This window comes from Caulobacter sp. RHG1 (assembly GCF_013181195.1).
Classification (GTDB): domain Bacteria; phylum Pseudomonadota; class Alphaproteobacteria; order Caulobacterales; family Caulobacteraceae; genus Caulobacter.
The window spans coordinates 77,492-96,388 of the sequence record NZ_SMZP01000002.1; the positions used below are offsets into that span (position 1 = coordinate 77,492).

At 67.0% G+C, this 18,897-nt stretch carries 21 protein-coding genes and 1 pseudogene; 14 read left to right on the forward strand and 8 right to left on the reverse strand.

Features of this window, described 5'->3' with window-relative positions; translation table 11 throughout:
- Nucleotides 1-76 precede the first annotated feature (76 nt).
- The 5 genes from E1H18_RS04285 (at nt 77) to E1H18_RS04305 (ending at nt 5,027) form a co-directional block, all read left to right on the forward strand.
- Complete coding sequence (locus tag E1H18_RS04285) at nt 77-1,867, forward strand: flagellar protein FlbA (RefSeq protein ID WP_172264050.1); 1,791 nt, start codon at nt 77-79, stop codon at nt 1,865-1,867.
- Nucleotides 1,868-1,870: 3 nt separating this feature from the next.
- On the forward strand, nt 1,871-2,590 hold the full coding sequence (locus E1H18_RS04290; RefSeq protein WP_172264052.1) for a cytidylyltransferase domain-containing protein: 720 nt from the start codon (nt 1,871-1,873) through the stop codon (nt 2,588-2,590).
- Complete coding sequence (pseH, locus tag E1H18_RS04295; protein WP_172264054.1) at nt 2,587-3,153, forward strand: UDP-4-amino-4,6-dideoxy-N-acetyl-beta-L-altrosamine N-acetyltransferase; 567 nt, start codon at nt 2,587-2,589, stop codon at nt 3,151-3,153. The genes E1H18_RS04290 and pseH overlap by 4 nt, the downstream gene beginning before the upstream one ends.
- A gap of 101 nt (nt 3,154-3,254) precedes the next feature.
- Nucleotides 3,255-4,124, forward strand: a complete 870-nt coding sequence (locus E1H18_RS04300; RefSeq protein WP_172264056.1) for a MoxR family ATPase — start codon at nt 3,255-3,257, stop codon at nt 4,122-4,124.
- A gap of 96 nt (nt 4,125-4,220) precedes the next feature.
- The gene (locus tag E1H18_RS04305; RefSeq protein WP_172264058.1) at nt 4,221-5,027 is read left to right on the forward strand and encodes a hypothetical protein; all 807 of its coding nucleotides are present in this window, start codon (nt 4,221-4,223) and stop codon (nt 5,025-5,027) included.
- 112 nt (nt 5,028-5,139) lie between these two features.
- On the opposite strand, the gene E1H18_RS04310 is transcribed toward E1H18_RS04305, so the two are convergent.
- The gene (locus E1H18_RS04310) at nt 5,140-5,514 is read right to left on the reverse strand and encodes a hypothetical protein (RefSeq protein ID WP_172264060.1); all 375 of its coding nucleotides are present in this window, start codon (nt 5,512-5,514) and stop codon (nt 5,140-5,142) included.
- A 36-nt stretch (nt 5,515-5,550) separates the two neighbouring features.
- Nucleotides 5,551-6,363: a universal stress protein gene (locus tag E1H18_RS04315; protein WP_172264062.1), complete on the reverse strand. Its 813-nt coding sequence runs from the start codon at nt 6,361-6,363 to the stop codon at nt 5,551-5,553.
- 120 nt (nt 6,364-6,483) lie between these two features.
- Here E1H18_RS04315 and E1H18_RS04320 point away from each other — a divergent pair, with 120 nt between their 5' ends.
- The 3 genes and pseudogenes from E1H18_RS04320 to E1H18_RS04330 all read left to right on the forward strand — a co-directional run bounded on the left by E1H18_RS04320 (nt 6,484) and on the right by E1H18_RS04330 (nt 8,521).
- On the forward strand, nt 6,484-7,128 hold the full coding sequence (locus tag E1H18_RS04320; protein ID WP_172264064.1) for an HD family hydrolase: 645 nt from the start codon (nt 6,484-6,486) through the stop codon (nt 7,126-7,128).
- Nucleotides 7,067-8,105, forward strand: a pseudogene (locus tag E1H18_RS04325) (NAD regulator). The gene E1H18_RS04320 and the pseudogene E1H18_RS04325 overlap by 62 nt, the downstream one beginning before the upstream one ends.
- Before the next feature lie 32 nt (nt 8,106-8,137).
- Entirely contained in the window at nt 8,138-8,521 is a 384-nt protein-coding gene (locus E1H18_RS04330) for a hypothetical protein (protein WP_172264068.1), read from the forward strand.
- A 4-nt stretch (nt 8,522-8,525) separates the two neighbouring features.
- On the opposite strand, the gene E1H18_RS04335 is transcribed toward E1H18_RS04330, so the two are convergent.
- The 4 genes from E1H18_RS04335 to E1H18_RS04350 all read right to left on the reverse strand — a co-directional run bounded on the left by E1H18_RS04335 (nt 8,526) and on the right by E1H18_RS04350 (nt 11,120).
- Nucleotides 8,526-9,149, reverse strand: a complete 624-nt coding sequence (locus E1H18_RS04335) for an HAD-IA family hydrolase (RefSeq protein WP_172264070.1) — start codon at nt 9,147-9,149, stop codon at nt 8,526-8,528.
- A gap of 9 nt (nt 9,150-9,158) precedes the next feature.
- A complete protein-coding gene (locus tag E1H18_RS04340) occupies nt 9,159-10,073 on the reverse strand; it encodes a sterol desaturase family protein (RefSeq protein WP_172264072.1) in 915 nt (304 codons plus the stop codon).
- Nucleotides 10,073-10,456: a hypothetical protein gene (locus E1H18_RS04345; RefSeq protein WP_172264075.1), complete on the reverse strand. Its 384-nt coding sequence runs from the start codon at nt 10,454-10,456 to the stop codon at nt 10,073-10,075. Before E1H18_RS04345 ends, E1H18_RS04340 begins: the two co-directional genes overlap by 1 nt.
- A gap of 133 nt (nt 10,457-10,589) precedes the next feature.
- The gene (locus E1H18_RS04350; RefSeq protein ID WP_172264077.1) at nt 10,590-11,120 is read right to left on the reverse strand and encodes a porin family protein; all 531 of its coding nucleotides are present in this window, start codon (nt 11,118-11,120) and stop codon (nt 10,590-10,592) included.
- Nucleotides 11,121-11,359: 239 nt separating this feature from the next.
- Here E1H18_RS04350 and E1H18_RS04355 point away from each other — a divergent pair, with 239 nt between their 5' ends.
- The gene (locus E1H18_RS04355; RefSeq protein WP_172264079.1) at nt 11,360-12,475 is read left to right on the forward strand and encodes a beta-ketoacyl-ACP synthase III; all 1,116 of its coding nucleotides are present in this window, start codon (nt 11,360-11,362) and stop codon (nt 12,473-12,475) included.
- Nucleotides 12,476-12,480: 5 nt separating this feature from the next.
- Here E1H18_RS04355 and E1H18_RS04360 read toward each other — a convergent pair whose 3' ends face one another.
- The gene (locus tag E1H18_RS04360; RefSeq protein ID WP_172264081.1) at nt 12,481-12,927 is read right to left on the reverse strand and encodes a nuclear transport factor 2 family protein; all 447 of its coding nucleotides are present in this window, start codon (nt 12,925-12,927) and stop codon (nt 12,481-12,483) included.
- A 174-nt stretch (nt 12,928-13,101) separates the two neighbouring features.
- Here E1H18_RS04360 and tcyJ point away from each other — a divergent pair, with 174 nt between their 5' ends.
- The 5 genes from tcyJ (at nt 13,102) to recG (ending at nt 17,860) form a co-directional block, all read left to right on the forward strand.
- A complete protein-coding gene (tcyJ, locus tag E1H18_RS04365) occupies nt 13,102-13,887 on the forward strand; it encodes a cystine ABC transporter substrate-binding protein (protein WP_172264083.1) in 786 nt (261 codons plus the stop codon).
- A gap of 4 nt (nt 13,888-13,891) precedes the next feature.
- Nucleotides 13,892-14,551 (forward strand): cystine ABC transporter permease, encoded by a 660-nt coding sequence (tcyL, locus tag E1H18_RS04370; RefSeq protein WP_172264085.1) that lies wholly within the window; start codon nt 13,892-13,894, stop codon nt 14,549-14,551.
- Nucleotides 14,548-15,288 (forward strand): amino acid ABC transporter ATP-binding protein, encoded by a 741-nt coding sequence (locus E1H18_RS04375; protein WP_172264087.1) that lies wholly within the window; start codon nt 14,548-14,550, stop codon nt 15,286-15,288. The genes tcyL and E1H18_RS04375 overlap by 4 nt, the downstream gene beginning before the upstream one ends.
- Before the next feature lie 130 nt (nt 15,289-15,418).
- A complete protein-coding gene (locus E1H18_RS04380) occupies nt 15,419-15,721 on the forward strand; it encodes a hypothetical protein (protein ID WP_172264089.1) in 303 nt (100 codons plus the stop codon).
- 42 nt (nt 15,722-15,763) lie between these two features.
- Nucleotides 15,764-17,860 carry an ATP-dependent DNA helicase RecG gene (gene recG / locus E1H18_RS04385; RefSeq protein ID WP_172264091.1) on the forward strand — a complete coding sequence of 699 codons (2,097 nt, stop codon included), beginning with the start codon at nt 15,764-15,766 and terminating at the stop codon, nt 17,858-17,860.
- 5 nt (nt 17,861-17,865) lie between these two features.
- On the opposite strand, the gene E1H18_RS04390 is transcribed toward recG, so the two are convergent.
- The gene (locus tag E1H18_RS04390; protein ID WP_172264093.1) at nt 17,866-18,810 is read right to left on the reverse strand and encodes a DUF808 domain-containing protein; all 945 of its coding nucleotides are present in this window, start codon (nt 18,808-18,810) and stop codon (nt 17,866-17,868) included.
- Between the last annotated feature and the right edge of the window lie 87 nt (nt 18,811-18,897).

An 18,897-nucleotide genomic window follows, 5' to 3' on the forward strand; every position in this document is an offset into this window, starting at 1 on the left:
GTGAGCCGCAGCTTAGGACTCAATTAAACATAGCGCGTCACAACATGGTTAACAGCAAAGTGTAAGGCCCGCCGCCATGTCCCGTAAACGCGCCCTGGAATTGTCCGCCAGCGCCCTGGCCCAGGCCGACCTCGGCGCCGCAGGGATCCAGAGCGGCGTCATCGCCGGCGCGGTCGGCGATTCGGCCTCCCGGGAAGCGGTCGAACGCCTCAAGCGCGCGGCCCAGCAGCTCAAGAACAACGAGCACGGCAAGGCCGTCACCCGCGCCATCCAGGCCATCCACCTGCGCGACTACGCCAAGGCCGACAAGCTGGCGCTGGCCCTGCTGCAGAAGGACGAGCAATTCGGGCTGGCCTGGCACATCCTGGGCATCGCGCGCGAAAAACAAGGCGATTTTGCTTCGTCGCTACGGGCCTATGAGGCGGCGCTGAAACTGCTGGCCGATCACGGATCAGTGGCCGGCGACCTGGGCCGCCTGGCTTTCCGCATGAACATGCCCGAGATCGCCGCGCAGTTCTTCGCCCACTACCGCCTGGCCAAGCCCGATGACGTCGAGGGCGCCAACAACCTGGCCTGCGCCCTGCGCGAATTGAACCGCGAAGGCGAAGCCATCGAGGTGCTGAAGGCCGCGATCGGCGCCCACCCCACGGCCGCTCTGCTGTGGAACACCCTGGGCACCGTGCTGTGCAACATCGGCGACGCCGGCGGGTCCCTGGTGTTCTTCGACGAGGCCCTGCGCCTGCGCCCCGACCTCAGCAAGGCCTATCACAACCGCGCCTTCGCCAAGCTGGACCTGGGCCAGATCGAGGCGGCCCTGGTCGATTGCGATGCGGCGATCAACACCCCCGATTCGCCCGAGGATGTGGCGATGATGCAGTTCGCCCGCGCCACCATCCTGCTGGGCCTGGGCCGCATCGCCGAAGGCTGGGAAGCCTATGAAGCGCGGTTCTCGCCGGCCATGACCGACGCCCCGCGCTTCAACATTCCCGGCGCCCGCTGGTCGAACCAGGACCTGACGGGCAAGACCCTGATGATCTCGACCGAACAGGGTCTGGGCGACGAGGTGATGTTCGCCGGCATGCTGCCCGACATCCTGGAGCGCCTGGGTCCGGACGGGGCGCTGTCGTTGGCCGTCGAGCGACGCCTGATCCCGCTGTTCCAACGCTCGTTCCCGGGCGTCGAGGTCACCGCCCACCGCACGGTGGCCTATGAGGGCCGCACCTATCGCGCCGCGCCCGATATCGAGAACTGGGACCGCTTCGACTACTGGGCCGCGATCGGCGATTTCCTGCCGAGCCTGCGCGGTTCGGCCGAAGCCTTCCCGCAGCGCGATCGCTATCTGACGCCGGATCCCGACCGCGTCGCCCATTGGAAGGCCGAACTGGCCAAGCTTGGCCCGGCGCCGAAGGTCGGCCTGCTGTGGAAAAGCCTGAAGCTGAACGCCGAGCGCGGCCGGCAGTTTTCGCCGTTCGAGTCCTGGCGCGCGGTGCTGCAGACACCGGGCGCGGTCTTCGTCAACCTGCAGTACGGCGACTGCGACGAGGAGATCGCCTACGCCAAGGACACGTTCGGCGTCGAGATCTGGCAGCCGCCGGGCATCGACCTGAAGAAGGATCTGGACGACGTGGCGGCCCTGTGCGCCGCGGTCGATCTGGTGATCGGCTTCTCGAACGCCACCATCAACCTGGCCGGCGCTGTCGGCGCGCCGATCTGGATGATGTCAGCCCCGAAGGCCTGGACCAAGCTCGGCACCGACCGCTACCCCTGGTACCCTCAGGCGCGGGTCTTCTCGCCCGCTGACTTCAGCGACTGGGAGCCGGTGATGGAAGAGGTCGCCGCCGCCCTGTCAGCCAAGATCGCGGGCTGAGCGATGGTCCTGGCCATCCTGCAGGCCCGGATGTCCTCAAGCCGCCTGCCCGGCAAGGTGCTGGCGGACGTGGCCGGCGCGCCGATGATCCTGCGGCAGATCGAAAGAGTGCGCCGGGCCCGGCATGTTTCCCGCCTGATCGTCGCGACCTCGACCCGCGCAGACGACGATCCGCTGGTTCAAGCCCTGACGGCGGCCGAGGTCGAGGTCGTTCGCGGCGACCTGGACGACGTGCTGTCGCGCTTCATCCTGGCGCTGGACGTGGCCGGCGACCAGACCGCGGCGATCCGCCTGACCGCAGACTGCCCCTTGGCCGATCCGGACGTGATAGACGCCACCATCGCGCGCTTCCAGCACACCGGGGCCGACTACGTCACCAGCGGCGGCGACACCCGCACCTTTCCCAAGGGATTGGACGTCGAGGTTTTCCGAACGGACGCGCTACGCCAAGCGCACGCGGAGACCGCCGACGCCTACGACCGCGAGCACGTCACACCCTTCCTCTATCGCCATGCCGAACGCTATCGCCTGGCCACACTGACTCAGGACCGCCCGGAAGGAGACCTGCGCTGGACCGTCGACAGGCCCGACGACCTGGAGTTCGTCCGCGCCGTCTACGACGCCCTCTACCCTGCCCGCCCCGACTTCACTTCGGACGACGTCCGGGCTTTCGTCGCCACGCGGCCGGACCTGATGACGCTGGGCGGAGACCCTCGAGGATGAGCACGACCGTCGAGATGCGGGATGTCGCCGAGGACGACCGCGAGCGTCTGCTGGCCTGGCGCAACAGCCCCGAGGTCGCCGCCTACATGTATTCCGACCACCCCATCGGGCGCGAGGAACATGATCGGTGGTTCGACACGCTCTCCAAGCGCCACGATCGTCGCTACTGGATCATCCAGGTCGATGACGAGCCGGCGGGCCTGATCAATCTGGCCGACATCGATGAGGTTCATCGCCGCTGCGCCTGGGCCTACTACCTGGCCAGCCCCAAGGTGCGCGGGCTGGGCGTCGGATCGTATGTCGAATTCTGGGCCATCGAGCACGTCTTCACGGTTCTCGGTCTCAACAAGCTGTGGTGCGAGGTTCTGCTGTCCAACGAGGCGGTCTGGAAGCTGCACGAGACGTTCGGCTTCCAGCGTGAGGCCCTGCTCCGCGATCACGTCGTCAAGCACGGCCAACCGGTCGACGTCGTCGGCCTGGGCCTGCTGGCGCGCGACTGGGAAGGCCAGCGCGAGGCGATGGCGCAACGTCTTCGCGCCAAGGGCTACGCACTTCCCGCCTAGCGGTTTCATCGCCGCACTTGCCAAGCGCGTGCGCCTGGGTAGTTTGATCAGTTCGTTTTGAACACTTGTTCGAACCGGACTGAGATCCGGCGGAGATGGGCATGAGCCAGCGCTTCGAAGGCACTTCCGATTACGTGGCCACCGACGACCTCAAGGTCGCGGTCAACGCCTCCGTAGCCCTGGAGCGTCCCCTGTTGATCAAGGGCGAGCCCGGCACGGGCAAGACCGTCCTGGCCTACGAGGTCGCCAAGGCGATGGGCGCGCCGCTGATCACCTGGCACATCAAGTCGACGACCAAGGCCCAGCAGGGCCTCTACGAGTACGACGCCGTCACCCGCCTGCGTGACAGCCAGCTGGGCGACGAGCGGGTCAAGGACGTCAAGAACTACATCAAGAAGGGCAAGCTCTGGGAGGCCTTCGAGGCCCCGGTCCGCCCCGTGCTGCTGATCGACGAGATCGACAAGGCCGACATCGAGTTCCCCAACGACCTGCTGCAGGAACTGGATCGCAACGAGTTCTACGTCTACGAGACCAATGAGACGATCAAGGCCAAGGTCCGGCCAATCATCATCATCACCTCGAACAACGAGAAGGAGCTGCCGGACGCCTTCCTGCGCCGCTGCTTCTTCCACTACATCCGCTTCCCCGAGGAAGCGACGATGCAGGCCATCGTCGACGTCCACTTCCCGGGCATCAAGCAGAAGCTGGTCGCCGAGGCGCTGCGCATCTTCTACGACATGCGCAAGGTGCCGGGCCTGAAGAAGAAGCCGTCGACCTCCGAGCTGCTGGACTGGCTGAAGCTGCTGCTGGTCGAGGACATCGACGACACGGTTCTGCGCGAGAAGGATCCGACCAAGCTGATCCCGCCGCTGCATGGCGCCCTGCTGAAGAACGAGCAAGACGTGCATCTGTTCGAGCGCCTGGCCTTCCTGGCCCGCCGCGAGGGCTCGGGCGCTCGTCCCGGCCAATAGCGCCGTCTCGAACAGGCGTTACCTGGATTTCACTGGACGCGCCTGGCGGGCGCGCCCACTTTCCCGCCCAGTTTTCGGGAAATTCGGGGGAATCCCATGCGTCATCACAAGCGACTGGCCAGGCTTCTGGTGATCGGCGCCTGCGCGGCGGCTCTGGCCGGCTGCCAGCGTCACGAGACCTCGAACGAGCGCTCGGCAGACGCCAAGCCCGGTCGTCGCCAGCCGGTTCACGTGATCGACCGCCTGGACTGCCCCGAGCGCCAAGGCAAGCTGACACGCGTCAGCGCCGCACCGGACGGCCAGTCCTGCACCTACGAAACCACCGAAGCCACGGTCGACCTGCGTCTGGTCAAGCTGCAAGGCGCCGACGCCGACGCCGCCCTGGCGCCGATCGAGACCGAACTGAAGGCTGTCATGCCCCTGCCCCCTGGCGCGGAAAAGCCCCGGGCGGCCAAGGGCGGCAAAAACCAGACCAGCATCAATCTGCCAGGCGTCAACATCAACGCCAGCAATGACGGCGCCGACATCCGCATCGGCCAGCTGACGATCAACAGCGACGGCGGCGCGGCCGAGGTGAAGGTCAACAAGAACACCAACGTCCGGGGCGACAACGCCCAGGTCAACGTCTCGGCCAATGACGAGCACGAAGGCGATGTGACCATCAAGGCCAACGATCACGGCGCGGAAATCCGCACTCGCAAGGGCGGCGACGTGATCCGTTCGACCCTGATCCTGGCCAACGACAAGGCGCCGAAGGGCTACCGTCTGGCCGGCTACGAAGCCCGAGGCCCCAAGGGCGGCCCGCTGGCCGTCGCCGTCGTCAAGGCCAAGACCCGCGACACCGACGACCACGACCTGTTCAAGGACATGAAGGCCCTGGTCCGCCATAACGTCGGGGGCTGACCGTAGAAGCTGTCATCCCGGACGAAGCGCAGCGAAGACCCGGGACCGCGGGAAACTCGACGCTTCCGGCGGTCCCGGCTCGGCGTGCTACGCTTGGCCGGGATGACAGATCTTACTGGACCGGCTCGACCTGCATGACCTTGTAGGTCAGCGGGCGGCCGTCCTCGTCGGTGACGGTGACGTATTCGCCCAGGGCGAAGCGGTGCTCGCCCAGGCGGTGCAGCGGTTCGTCGTCGGCGACGTCCTCGTCGTCATAGTCGAAGAACCAGCGCGCACCCTTCTTGTTCAGGCGACCATCGACCGCGTCCTCGTCGGGCGCGAAGCGGCGGACGCTGCACGATCCCTTCACCTTGGCGTAGGCGGCTTCGTCGATATGGCCGTCCTCGGTCAGCGGCGCGGTCAGGGCGTAACCGCGATGGTCGTCGCCGCCGGAGAACTCGGTGCCCGGATTGCGCGCCAGGCGCATGACGATGCGCGAAAGAGACATGCGGTCGTCTCCCTTTCTTGATTGTTGTTCTGAGACTTAGTGCGACAGGAACAGCGAGGGACCGTCGCTGTTCAGCAAGCTGCGGGTGGTGCCCCCGAAGATGAACTCCTGAAGCCTGGGATGTCCGAACGCACCGGCGACCAGCAGGTTCGCACCCGTGTCACGCGCAGCGCCAAGCAGCAGGCCGGCGGCGTCGCCACTACCGTCCAGCACCCGGGTCGTGGCCTTGACGCCGCGGGCGGCCAGGAACTCGACCAGCCTTTCCAGCTCGAAGGCCCGCGACGAGGCGCCGGGGGCGCCGGCCACGATCACCGAACCCGCCTTCTGCAGCAGCGGCAGAGCCGTCCGCAGGGCGCGGCTGGCTTCCTTGCCGCCGTCCCAGGCCACCAGCGCCACGCCATCGGTCCTGAAGCCCGAACGGGCCACCAGGGTCGGGCGCTGTTCGTCGGCGACCAGTTGCTGGAAGGCTTCGGCCAGAGGCCCCTTGCCGCGCGCCGATGCGTCGTCGAAGACGATGACGTCCGAAAGGCGGCCTTCCATGGCCAGACCCGCCCACACGGGCGACTCCAGCGTGACGACGCGCGTGCGGTTGTAACCGGTTTCGGCCGCCAGCTTGCCGACGGCGCGCGCGCCCTCGTGAGCGGCCTCCTTCAGGCTTTCCAAGGCCGTGACCTGCACGCCGCCCATGAAACCCTCGCCCATCCAGGGCATAAGGTCGGCCATGTCGGCAGGCGCATGCACGCAAGCCAGCTCGGCCTGGAAAGCGCCCGCCAGAACGGCGGCGGCGGTCAGGACGCTCTGGTCGTTCGGGGTTCCGGCCAGCGGAACCATAATTCTCGCCCAAGTCATGATCGAACTCCCTTCAAGGGTATTTCCACAGATGACGGCGACCGGCTCATTGATCTTTCTCAATCGATGCGCCAGTCAACACGGTAGGCAGTCAACACCTTCACCGTGAGGAACGATCTCGTGGCCAAAGGGCTGCATAGGGGCGCACCGCCCCGCGCTTGGCAAAGAATGCTCTCCGGACGACGGCTCGACTTGCTCGACCCGTCGCCGATGGACATCGAGATCGAGGACATCGCCCACGGCCTGGCCCGTGTTGCGCGTTGGAACGGTCAAACCGTTGGAGATCATGGCTTTTCCGTCGCCCAGCACAGCATGGTCGTCGAGGAGATCGCCGCGCACATCAAGCCGGACCTGGAGCCTAAGTGGCGCCTGGCCGCGCTGCTGCACGACGCCAGCGAATATGTGATCGGCGACATGATCAGCCCGTTCAAGGCGGCGCTGGGCGTCAGTTACAAGGACTTCGAGGCCCGTCTCGAGGACGCCATCCACATCCGTTTCGGCCTGCCGGTGAAGACCCCCGCCCCCATCAAGAAGCTGATCAAGCAGGCCGACCGCGCCTGCGCCTTCTTCGAGGCCACCCAGCTGGCGGGTTTCGAGCATGGCGAGTCGCTGCAGATCTTCGGCGCGCCGCCGGCCGGTTACGACCTGACGATCAATCCCCTGCCGCCGTTCGAGGCCCAGGCCCGCTACGTCCAGCGCTTCCATGTGCTGTCGCGGGCGGCGGGTTTCGAGTCCGCGCCAGGCGCGGCGTTCGAAACAGAATGACCGCTTCGGTCGTCATCGGCCTTTCGGCGGTGGTCGTCGCGATCCGCGACGGCGAAGCCGTTGTCCTGACCGTACGGCCGCACGATGCGATCACCGACGTCGCCTCCTCGCTTTCCGGGTTGCCATTCGGCCCGTTCGATCCCGAAGCGCACCGCACCTTCGAGCTGGGCCTGCGCGCCTTCGTGGCCCAGCAGACCCGCTTCCAGCTCGGCTATGTCGAGCAGCTCTACACCTTCGGCGACAAGGGCCGCGACGCCCCCCGCGCCGAGGTCGGGGCCGGCGCGGCGCGCGTGGTCTCGGTCGGCTATCTGGGCCTGACGCCCAAGGCCGTCGACACCGACGCCCCTGACACCGCCTGGGCCCCCTGGACGCGGTTCTTCCCGTGGGAGGACTGGCGCGCCGGCCGCCCAGCCCTGCTGGACGAGGCCATCGCCCCGGCCCTGCGCCGCTGGGCCGGCGACGACGCGGCCAAGTGGTCGCGCGCGCGCCTGGCTTTCGCCCTGGACGGCGCGCCCTGGAACGAAGAGCGCGTGATGGAGCGCTACGAGCTGCTCTACGAGGCGGGCCTGGCCCCTGAGGCGGCGCGCGATCAGGCCCGCGCGGCCGGTCAGGACCCGGCCGAACCAGCAGCCTTGTCGGCGGCGCTGGGCGAACCGATGATCTCCGACCACCGGCGGATCCTGGCCACTGGCCTGTCGCGCCTGCGCGGTAAGATCAAGTACCGCCCCGTGGTGTTCGAGCTAACCCCCGAGGAATTCACCCTCTCGACCCTGCAGCGCACCGTCGAGGCCATTGCCGGCGTGCCGCTGCACAAGCAGAACTTCCGCCGCGTGGTCGAGCGCGAGGAACTGGTCGAAGGCCTGGGCCGCATGGACGCCGAGACCGGCGGCAGGCCCGCCGAGCTGTTCCGCTTCCGCCGTGAGATGCTGGCCACGCGCCAGGCCACGGGCCTTTCGCTGCCGCTGCTCCGGGATTGAAGCTGACGCGAGGTTGGCCCTAAGCTCGCCGCATGATGCCGAAGAACAAGAAAACGATCATCGTGGGCGGCGTCGTCGCCCTTATGCTGGCGGCGATCGGCGTTGGCCTCAGCCTCTATGTGGTGCAGGACTCGCGCGCCGAACTGACCGGCCAGACCCGGGACGATCCCCTGCAGGTCGCCGGCGCCAAGATCGCCATCGAGAACCGCTTTCCCGAGGCCCAGCTGAACTTCGGAAACGCCTCCGTCCATTGGGACGGCGAAATCCCCTCGGTTTGCGGCCAGGTCGACATCGTCGAGCAGCAGGACATGTTCGACGGACCCGAGCGCTATGTGTTCTCCGAGGGCGAGCTGACCGTTGAAGAGGCCGACGGCACCGACGCCGTGAACCAGAAATGGTCGGACCTGTGCGCCTGACCGCTCAGCGGTAGTCGGTGATCGCGTAGGTTCCCTCGCTGGCCGGAACCAGATCGCCGACGATCGCCACATGCGCGCCGGCGGCCTTGCCGGCCGCGACGCCCGCAGGTGAATCCTCGAACACCAGACATTCGGCGATCGGCGCGCCCAGCCGCCGCGCCGCTTTCAGGAAGCCTTCGGGATCGGGCTTGCCGCGCCGCACGTCCTCGGCCGTGACCAGGATCTTAGGGACCGGCAAGCCGGCGGCGCGCAGTCGCATCTTGGCCAGCTCGAGCGGCGCGGACGTGACGATCGCCCACGCATCCGGATCCAGCTCGGCAAGCAGAGCCTCGATGCCGGCGATCGCGACCACCCCCTCCGTGTCGGCCAGTTCGGCCTCATGAAACCGGCGGGCCTCCTCGACGATGTCGACATCCGGGGCGGCGAACCGGCGCATGATGTCGCCGCACTGCACGCCGTGAGAGACCGCCAGCAAGGCTTCGACATCCACACGGTGCCGCGCGGCCCAGGCGCGCCAGGTACGCTCCACCACGATCGAGGAATCGAGCAGGGTTCCGTCCATGTCGAACAGGAAGGCGGCATAGGCGCGGCCCTTGAACCGGGGCGCAGAGCGTTCAGCAGCTGACATGACGCCCTTCTAGCGCGACGGCTTCTCCGCCTCCACCCGCGCCCGCCATTTGGCCTTCAGCGTGTGGGAGGTGTCGCGCGAGCCGTCGGGGCTCCAGCCGGGCGGGCCGAACATGTAGCCCAGGGCCTCACGCGGCGACTTGCTGCCGGCCACGTCCTTGCCGATGCCGATCCACTCGTGGAAGACATTGTGGAAGAGATTGAAATTGCCGAGGTTCTTAACCGTGCCGTAGCGGCAGGGCTCTTCGTCGACCTCGGGGATGAAGGTGCCGAACATCCTGTCCCAGATGATCAGAATGCCGGCGTAGTTGGCGTCCAGATACCGGGCGTTGCGGGCGTGGTGCACGCGGTGATGCGAGGGCGTGTTGAACACCGCCTCGAACCAGCGGGGCATGCGCTTGATCGCCTCGGTATGGATCCAGAACTGGTAGACGAGGCTGATCCCCTTCTGGATCGCCACCATGGCAGGCGGAAAGCCCAGGAACGACAGCGGCAGCCACAAGAGCCACGTGCCGGCGACACCGCCGGTCCAGGTCTGACGCAGAGCGGTCGACAGGTTGTAGTGGGTCGAGGTGTGGTGGTTCACGTGGCTGGCCCACCAGAAGCGGCGTTCGTGCGCCAAGCGGTGGAACCAGTAGTAGGTCAGGTCCTCCAGCAGGAAGACCGCCACCCAGGCCCAGATCGCCGTCATCGGGATCGTGAACAGCCGGTGCTGATAGACCCACACCGTCGTCGCGAAGATCACCCCGCCGAAGAACAGGCCCGCCACGGTGCTGCCGACGCCCATGGACAGCGACATGGCCGTATCGCGGGTCTCGTAGTTCGCCTTGGCCTTGCCGAAGCGCCCCAGCAGGATCTCCAGGATGATGGCCAGCACGAAGAACGGAATGGCCAGCTGGACGGGGTCGAAGGGGGCTTTCAGCATCAGGCGAGCTCCTTCGGCGGCCAGGCGTCAGTCTCGACGGCGAAGATCGGGCGGGCGTCGGACAGGCGCAGCTTCAGGCGACCGCCGCTGGGCTTGAGAGCCGCGACCACGCTCCACGGCAGGTCGCGAGCTACATAGCCGTCGCCGCGGCGGTACAGCACGAGCGCCTGAGCGCCTTCGCGGGCGATGAGCGCCGCGCCGTCGGCAGCGATCCAGACCGCGTCCGGCCTGTGTTCGGGAAATTCCAGAAAGAGCAGCGCCTTGGCCGACTCGGCGTCCAGCGGCGGCGTCGACCGCGCCACCCCCAACCACGCTGCGAACGCCACAAGCAAAGCCACGGCGGCTACCGAGCCGCCCAACTGCAACAACAGCGCCTTGTCCAAGACCGACGCGCCCTCCCATAACTTATTGCTGTTTAGATTGACGCCTCGCGCGCGGCCGTCAAGCCTGACGCAAACGGAAACGGCGCGCCCCGCGAGGAGCGCGCCGTTCGTCATGTCTCGTTGAAGCGTCGGACTAGAAGCGACGGACGTAGCCCACCGACATGGTGTCGGAGTTCAAGTCGCTCTTGGTGTAGTCCGAGCGGGTATAGTCGGCGCGGATGCCGTTCTTGTCATCCAGCTTGTACTCGGCGCCGACGCCATAGTTCCAGCTGTCGCGGTTGCCGTCGAACTGGGTGGCGGCGGGGTTGTTGGTGCTGAACTTGGTCGTGCCGTAACCGACGCGGCCGATCAGGTCGACATTGGGCGTCACGGGCAGATAGCCGACCGCATAAGCAGCGACCTGATGCTCCATTTTCACCTTCGCGGCGCCCGGCGCATAGGTCTTGTCGCCATCGACGCCGCCGGCTACTTCGGCCTCGACGCCAAAATTAGGCGTAAACTTGGCGCCCATGCGCCCCTGAATAGCGCCGGTATCAACACCCTTGGTCCGAGTTTGACCATAGTTCACTGAACCATAGACCTCGGTGGAATTCTGAGCCTGTGCGAACATCGGAGCCGCGAGAACCGAACCGGCGACCAGAGTAGTGGCGATGAGAGTTTTCATTCTTGTACTCCAATTCTATACGTAGTCTTCAGCTCCCTCAGCCAGCCTAGGGCTATTCGGATAACGCGGCGGGTATGGGGCGGTTCACGGCCGGGTTTGCGGCGCATCCGTGTCGTGACCGAAATGTCACGGTGATGACGGCGGCGTCATCCATGCTATCTACGACTTCAAACAAGCGTCAGAACGCGGACTCGCCCTCGTAGCGGATGAGGTTCGCGCGCATCATCGGGACAGTCGTCTTGCCGCAAGCCGTCATCGCCGCCACCGGCCTCTACACCCCGCCCCACAGCATTTCGAACACCGAGCTGGTCGAGGCCTTCAACACCTTCGTCGAGCGGTTCAACGCCGCCAACGCAGACGCCATCGCGGCCGGCGACGTGGTCGCCCTGGCCCCCTCCTCGCCTGAGTTCATCGAGAAAGCCTCGGGCATCAAGTCGCGCTTCGTGATGAACAAGGACGGCATCATCGACCCCGAGGTCATGCGGCCCAACCTGCCGGAGCGCAGCAACGACGAGCTGTCGATCCTGGCCGAAATGGCCGTCGAGGCCGCCAAGGACGCCATAGCGCGATGGGGCAAGTCGGTCAGCGAGATCGGCGCGGTGATCTGCGCGGCCTCGAACATGCAGCGCCCCTACCCGGCCATGGCCATCGAGGTGCAGCAGGCCCTGGGCATAGACGGCTTCGCCTTCGACATGAACGTCGCCTGCTCGTCGGCCACTTTCGGCATCAAGACCGCCGCCGACTTCATCACCACCGGCAGCGCCAAGGCGGTGCTGATGGTCAACCCGGAAATCTGCTCGGGCCACCTGAACTTCAAGGATCGCGACAGCCACTTCATCTTCGGCGACGTCGCCACCGCAGTGATCGTCGAGGACGCCGACTTGGCGACGGGCGGCTGGGAAATCCTGGGCACGCGCCTGAAGACGGTGTTCTCCAACAACATCCGCAACAATTTCGGCTTCCTCAACCGCGCCGCGCCGGAAGGCGAAGGCGCGCGCGACAAGCTGTTCGTTCAGGAAGGCCGCAAGGTGTTCCGCGAGGTGGTGCCGATGGTCAGCGAGATGATCGTCGAGCACGCCAAGGACATCGGCGTCGATCCGCATGCGCTCAAGCGCCTGTGGCTACACCAGGCCAATATCAACATGAACGAGATGATCGGCCGTAAAGTGCTGGGCCGCGATCCCGCTCCGGGCGAGAATGTCATCATTCTGGATGAGTACGCCAACACCAGTTCGGCCGGCTCGATCATCGCCTTCCACACCGCCAATGACGACTTCGCGGTTGGCGATACGGGCCTGATCTGCAGCTTCGGCGCCGGCTATTCGGCCGGCACGGTATTCGTGCGCAAACGCTGATCGCCCTACTCGGCGACACGCACCACGTGCGCCGAGATCGCCTTCCAGCTCCCGCCACGCCGGACGTAGACGTCGGCGAAGTCGTTGATGCTGGAGAACGGCCCGTCGGCCGACTTGCCGCTCATCTTCGCCCGGGCCCGCAGCACGGCGACGTCGCCGTTCACGACGATGCGGACGTCCTCCCAGGTCACGGTGTCGAACGACCGCGTCGTGTTGGTCGCCAATGCGAGAATATCGGCCTTCTTCATGATCCGCCCCCCCTGGTAGATCCCCTCGAAGTCGTCGGCCAGCACTCGGTCCAGCGCCGCGACGTCGCGGGTGCGATAGGCGGTGAGCCAGTCGCTGTTCAGCGCCTCCAAGACGACGACGTCGGCGGACTTGGGCGCGGGCGCTTGGGCAAGCGTCGGCAGGGGCGCGGCCAAAAGGGCGAACGAGAGAACCAGGGCTTTCACCGTCGTCTCCAGGCGAGAGGAATAGCGCAGGAGAGTGCCACCAGAATTCGCGTCTGACGTCAGCTTAAATTGCAGTCATGGTCGCCTGACGGTCTTCACAACGACCTTCGGACTGGCGAAGCGCGTCCGCCCGTATAGAACTGGACACAATTGTTACGCCCAAAGGTCGTCCCGATGCGATTCCCCGCCCGCCGCGCCGTCATTTCCGGTCTCGGCATCGCCCTGCTTGCCGCCTGCGGAAAGAAGCCGCAAGCGGGCGCCAGCGCCTGGGATCGCATCAAGGCGTCAGGCGCTTTACGCATCGGCCTGGAAGGCACCTATCCGCCGTTCAACTTCCAGGACAAGGACGGTCAGCTGGCCGGCTTCGAGGTCGATTTCGCCAAGGCCCTGGCCAAGCAGCTGGACCTGAAGCCCGAGTTCCGCCCCGCGCCGTTCGCCGGCCTGCTGGGCGCCTTAGAATCGGGTCGGGTCGACGTCGTGATCAACCAGATCACCATTACCCCCGACCGCCAGGCCAAGTACGACTTCTCCGAGCCCTATACGATCTCGGGCATCCAGATCATCGGCCTGCGCGGCAAGGCGGGTCCCACAAAGCCTGAGGAGCTGGCCGGCAAGAAGGTCGGCGTCGGCCTGGGCACCAACTACGAGCAGTGGATCCGCGCCAACGTGCCGACCGCCGACGTTCGCACCTATGACGACGACCCCACCAAGTACCAGGACCTGAAGGCCGGTCGCATCGATGCGGTGCTGAACGATCGCCTGGTGGCCGCCGACTTCATCAAGACCTCGCCGGAGTACGTCGCCTTGGGCATGCCGTTCGCCGCCCAAGGCGCGGGCGTCGCCATGAAGAAGGATCCGGGCCTCAAGATCGTCATCGATCAGGCCATCCAGGCGCTGCGCGCTGACGGCCAGCTGGGTCAGATCTCTCAGACCTGGTTCGGCATGGACGTCACGCGCTGATTCCATGGAGACCGGGTTCGACCTTCTGCGCCAATCGGCGCCGCTGCTGCTGAAAGGCGCCGGCTACACCATCCTGCTCAGTGTCATCGGCATGGGCGTGGGGGTGGCGCTCGGCTTTGGCCTCGCCTTGATGCGCCTGTCGCGCACGCCGCTGCTGCGCTGGCCGGCGGCTGTCTACATCTCGGCCTTCCGAGGCACGCCGCTGCTGGTGCAGCTGTTCCTGATCTATTACGGCCTGCCGCAGTTCGGCCTGGAGATGCCAGCCCTGGTCGCCGCCGGCATCGGCTTCTCGCTGAATGTCGCCGCCTATTCGTCCGAGATCCTGCGCAGCGCCATCGACGCCGTCGACAAAGCCCAGTGGGAGGCCGCCAGCGTGCTGGGCATGAGTCGTGGCCAGACCCTGCGCCGGGTCATCCTGCCCCAGGCCGCCCGCACGGCGGTGGCCCCGCTGTCCAACAGTTTCATCGGCCTGGTCAAGGACACCTCCCTGGCGGCCACCATCCAGGTGCCCGAGCTGTTTCGCCAGGCCCAGCTGATCACCGCCCGCACCTACGAGATCTTCACGATGTATCTGGCCGCGGCGGCCATCTACTGGATCCTGTCGACCCTGTTGGCGACTGTGCAGGCCCGCCTCGAGCGCCGCGCTGCGGAGGGCCGCCGATGAGCGCGATCGACGCCAAGGCCATCCGCAAGAGCTATGGCGACACCCCCGTCCTGGCGGGGGTCGACCTGACCGTCTCGCCCGGCGAGGTCGTGGCCGTCATCGGCCCCAGCGGTTCGGGCAAGAGCACCCTGCTGCGCTGCCTGGCGGGCCTCGAGCCCATCAATGCGGGCGAACTGACCATTGCGGGCGTCACCGCCGGCGACAAGGTTTCCCTGGCCAAGGCCCTCAACGGCCGCGTCGGCTTCGTCTTCCAGAGCTTCGCCTTGTTCCCGCACCGCACGGCGCTGGAGAACGTCATCGAGGGCCCGATCGTCGTCCGCAAGGAAGACCCGGCCCATGCCCGCGCCCGCGGCCTAGCCCTGCTGGAAAAGGTCGGACTCTCCGGCCGCGCCGACGCCTATCCAGCCGCCCTGTCCGGCGGCCAGCAGCAGCGCTGCGCCATCGCCCGGGCTCTGGCCATGGATCCGGAAGTCATTCTGTTCGACGAGCCGACCTCGGCCCTAGACCCTGAGCTGGTGGGCGAGGTCCTGGCCGTGATCCGCGATCTGGCCGCCGAAAAGCGGACCATGGTCATCGTCACCCACCAGATGGACTTCGCGCGAGATGTGGCCGATCGCACGATTTTCATGGACGGCGGGGTGATCGTGGAGCAAGGACCTTCCGGTCAGTTGCTCGCCGCGCCGCGCGAGGAGCGGACCCGTCGCTTCCTGGCCAGGTCAGGCGTGCTCCAGCCATAATTTGGCCCACGGCGCGCTTCAGTTCCTGACAGCGCGTAAGGCGGTTGCGTAGGCGGCCTCGCTGCTCACACGCGCTATAAACATTTTGATTCAAAGCCCTACGCCGGGTGGCTTTTATGGCGAGGACAGCGTGAAGCCTTACATCGAACTGAAGGGCGCCTCGGGCGCCGTGTACCGCTACAAGCTGGCCGAGAACGGTGACCCCAACACCACGATCGCCGGCAACTACGTCTATGTCGACGCCAAGGGGACCGTGGTCTACGCGGGCGAAGCCAACAACCTGATCGACTCCAAGGCCCGCTGGTCGGAAGCCTATGCGCGTCACGGTGCGACCTGGCTCTATACCCGTCTGAACGTCTCTGGCGCTTCGCGCGCCGACGAGTACTCCGACATCGTCATCGCGCTGACGCCGGTGATGAATCAGGCCGACTAACGGATTCGCTCCGGGCGCTGAGTTGGCTAAGGTTCGCCGCGAATGCGCCCGGAGATTCTCTTTCCTCTGTTCACCTCGGTGTCGACGCTCAAGGGCGTGGGCCCCCGCGTTGCGCCACTGGTCGAGAAGCTGGCGGGGTCCATCACGCGCGACGTGCTGTTCACCGCTCCGGCCGGCCTGATCCGGCGAACGGTGACCACGGTCGACCAGGCCGTCGAGGGCCAGGTTCAGACCTTCATCGTCACCATCGACGCCCACTTCCCGTCGCAGCGCCCCAGCCAGCCGTGGAGGATCCGAGTCCACGACGACACGGGGCCGCTCACTCTGATCTGGTTCAAAGGCCACGGCCCGCACCTGGAGCGCCAGCATCCCAAGGGCGCGCGCCGCGCCGTCAGCGGCAAGGTCGAGCGGCCCGACGGCTATGCTTCCGAACTGCAGATCGCCCATCCGGACTACATCGTCGACGAGGAACGCGCCGGCGACATCCCGCAGATCGAGACCGTCTATCCGGCCACGCATGGCCTGCCCTCGCGCACCTTCCGCAAGTTCGCCCTGGAAGCCCTGGACCGCGCACCGGAACTGCCCGAGTGGCAGGACGCCGCCTGGCGAGAACGCGAAAAGCTGCCCGGCTGGCGCGAAGCCCTGGCTGCCATGCACGCCCCAGCCAGCGAGGCCGACATCTCGCCCCTGGCCCGCCCGCGCCGTCGCCTGGCCTATGACGAACTTCTGGCCCACCAGCTGGCCCTGGCCCAGCGCAAGGCGTCGCGCCGGTCGCATCCCGGCCCGCGCATTCCCTCCGGCGCGCTGTCGGACGCGGCCGAAAAGGCCCTGCCCTTCAAGCTGACCGGCGCCCAGATCCGCAGTCTTTCCGAGATTCGCGGCGATCTGGCTTCAGGCGAGCGGATGAGCCGGCTGCTGCAAGGCGATGTCGGCTCGGGCAAGACGGTGGTGGCCCTGCTGGCCATGGCCGACGCCGCCGACGCCGGCTTCCAGTCGGCCCTGATGGCTCCGACCGAGATCCTGGCCCGCCAGCACTTCGAAACCATCGCCGCGCCGCTGCAGGCGCTGGGCCTGTCGGCAGTTCTGCTGACCGGCCGCGACAAGGGCGGCGGCCGCAACGCCAAACTGCTGGGCCTGGCCGACGGGACTCACCATGTGGCGGTCGGCACCCACGCCCTGTTCCAGGACGACGTGGTTTTCGACCGCCTGGCCCTGACCATCATCGACGAGCAGCATCGCTTCGGCGTCAACGAACGCCGCCGCCTGCAGGACAAGGGCCCCTCAAGTGAAGATTGGGGCGTGCATCTGCTAGCGATGTCGGCCACGCCGATCCCGCGCACCCTCGAGCTGACCGTTTTCGGCGACCTGGACGTTTCGCGCATCGACGAGAAGCCGCCAGGCCGCACGCCGGTCGCCACCCGCGCCGCGCCGACCCCGCGCGTGCCCGAAATCGTCGACCGCCTGCGTGGAGCCATCGCCGGCGGCGCCCAGGCCTTCTGGATCTGCCCGCTGGTCTCGGAGTCCGACAAGATCGACCTGAGGGCCGCCGAGGACCGCGCCGCCGACCTGGCCCGCCACCTGCCCGGCGTGGGCCTCGTCCACGGCCAGATGCCCGCCGCCGAGAAGGACGCGGTCATGCAGCGCTTCGTCGACGGCGAGGTCAGCGTTCTGGTCGCCACCACCGTGGTCGAGGTCGGGGTGAATGTGCCCAACGCCAGCATCATGGTCATCGAGCACGCCGACCGCTTCGGCCTGGCCCAGCTGCACCAGCTCCGAGGCCGGGTGGGCCGGGGCACGCGCGAAAGCTCGTGCGTGCTGCTCTATGATCCGCCGCTGTCGGAAGTGGCCCAGCAGCGCCTGGACATCCTGCGCCGCAGCGACGACGGCTTCGAGATCGCCGAGAAGGACCTGGAGCTGCGCGGCGGCGGCGATCCGCTGGGCCTGAAACAAAGCGGCTTCCCCGCCTACCGCCTGGCCGATCCCGTCGCGCACCGCGACCTGATCGCCGTCGCCGCCGACGACGCCCGGCTGGTCCTGGCCCGCGACCCCGACCTGACCTCCCCACGCGGCCAGGCTTTGCGGATGCTGCAGGAACTGTTCGACTGGAAACCCGCCTCGCCGCTGAACGAGGCGGGGTAGACGGCTTAGTGCGCCGCCGCGCCCTTGCGGCTGTGCCACAGGTGCATGACGCCGGCGATCACACCGCCGACCACCAGACCGACCACGGCCGAGCCCAGCGCAAAGGCCAGCCAGCCGGTGACGGCGCCGATGCCCGGGACGCCGTGCGCCCAGTGCGAGAAGCCCTCGACCCAATGCGGCACCGGCGTCAGGTGAAACTCCTCCAGGCCGTGAACGATGATGCCGCCGCCGACCCACAGCATGGCCGCCGTGCCGATCACAGTCAGGGCTTCCATGGTGATCGGCATGGCCTTGACCAGGCCACGACCGAAGCTCTGGACGCCCTTGGGCTCGCGACGCGACAGGTTCAGGCCGATGTCGTCCATCTTCACGATCAACGCCACCGCGCCATAGACCACGATGGTCAGCAGCACGCCGACCAGCGCCAGCGCCACCGCCTGCATCGGCAGGCTGAGGTCGGAAACCTCCGACAGGGCGATGGCCATGATCTCGCCGGACAGGATCAGGTCGGTGCGGATCGCGCCGTCGACCTTCTGCTTTTCCAGCTCGGGACCGGCCAGGGCCAGTTCCTCGATCGCCTCGCCCTCGGCCTGGGGCGTGAAGGCCTCCAGGATCTTCTCGGTGGCCTCGAAGGCCAGATAGGCGCCGCCGACCATCAGGATCGGCGTCACCGCCCACGGCGCGAAGGCCGCCAGCAGCAGGGCGCCGGGCAGCAGGAACAGGAGCTTGTTGCGCAAGCTGCCCTTGGCAATCTTCCAGACGATCGGCAGCTCGCGGTCGGGCGAGAAGCCCATCGCATAGCCGGGCGTCACGGCCGCGTCGTCGACCACGACCCCCGCCGCCTTGGCGCCGGCCTTGCCGGCCGCGGCTCCCACGTCGTCCAGCGAAGCAGCGGCGAGCTTGGTGATAGCCGCGACGTCATCGAGGAGCGCGGCGAGACCGGAGGGCATTGGAAATCCTGGGAAAGGTTGAGCCATGCCTGCGTAAGGCGCGCCGGGCGCGGCGTAAAGGGACGTCGCGCGGACGCTTGCCTGACG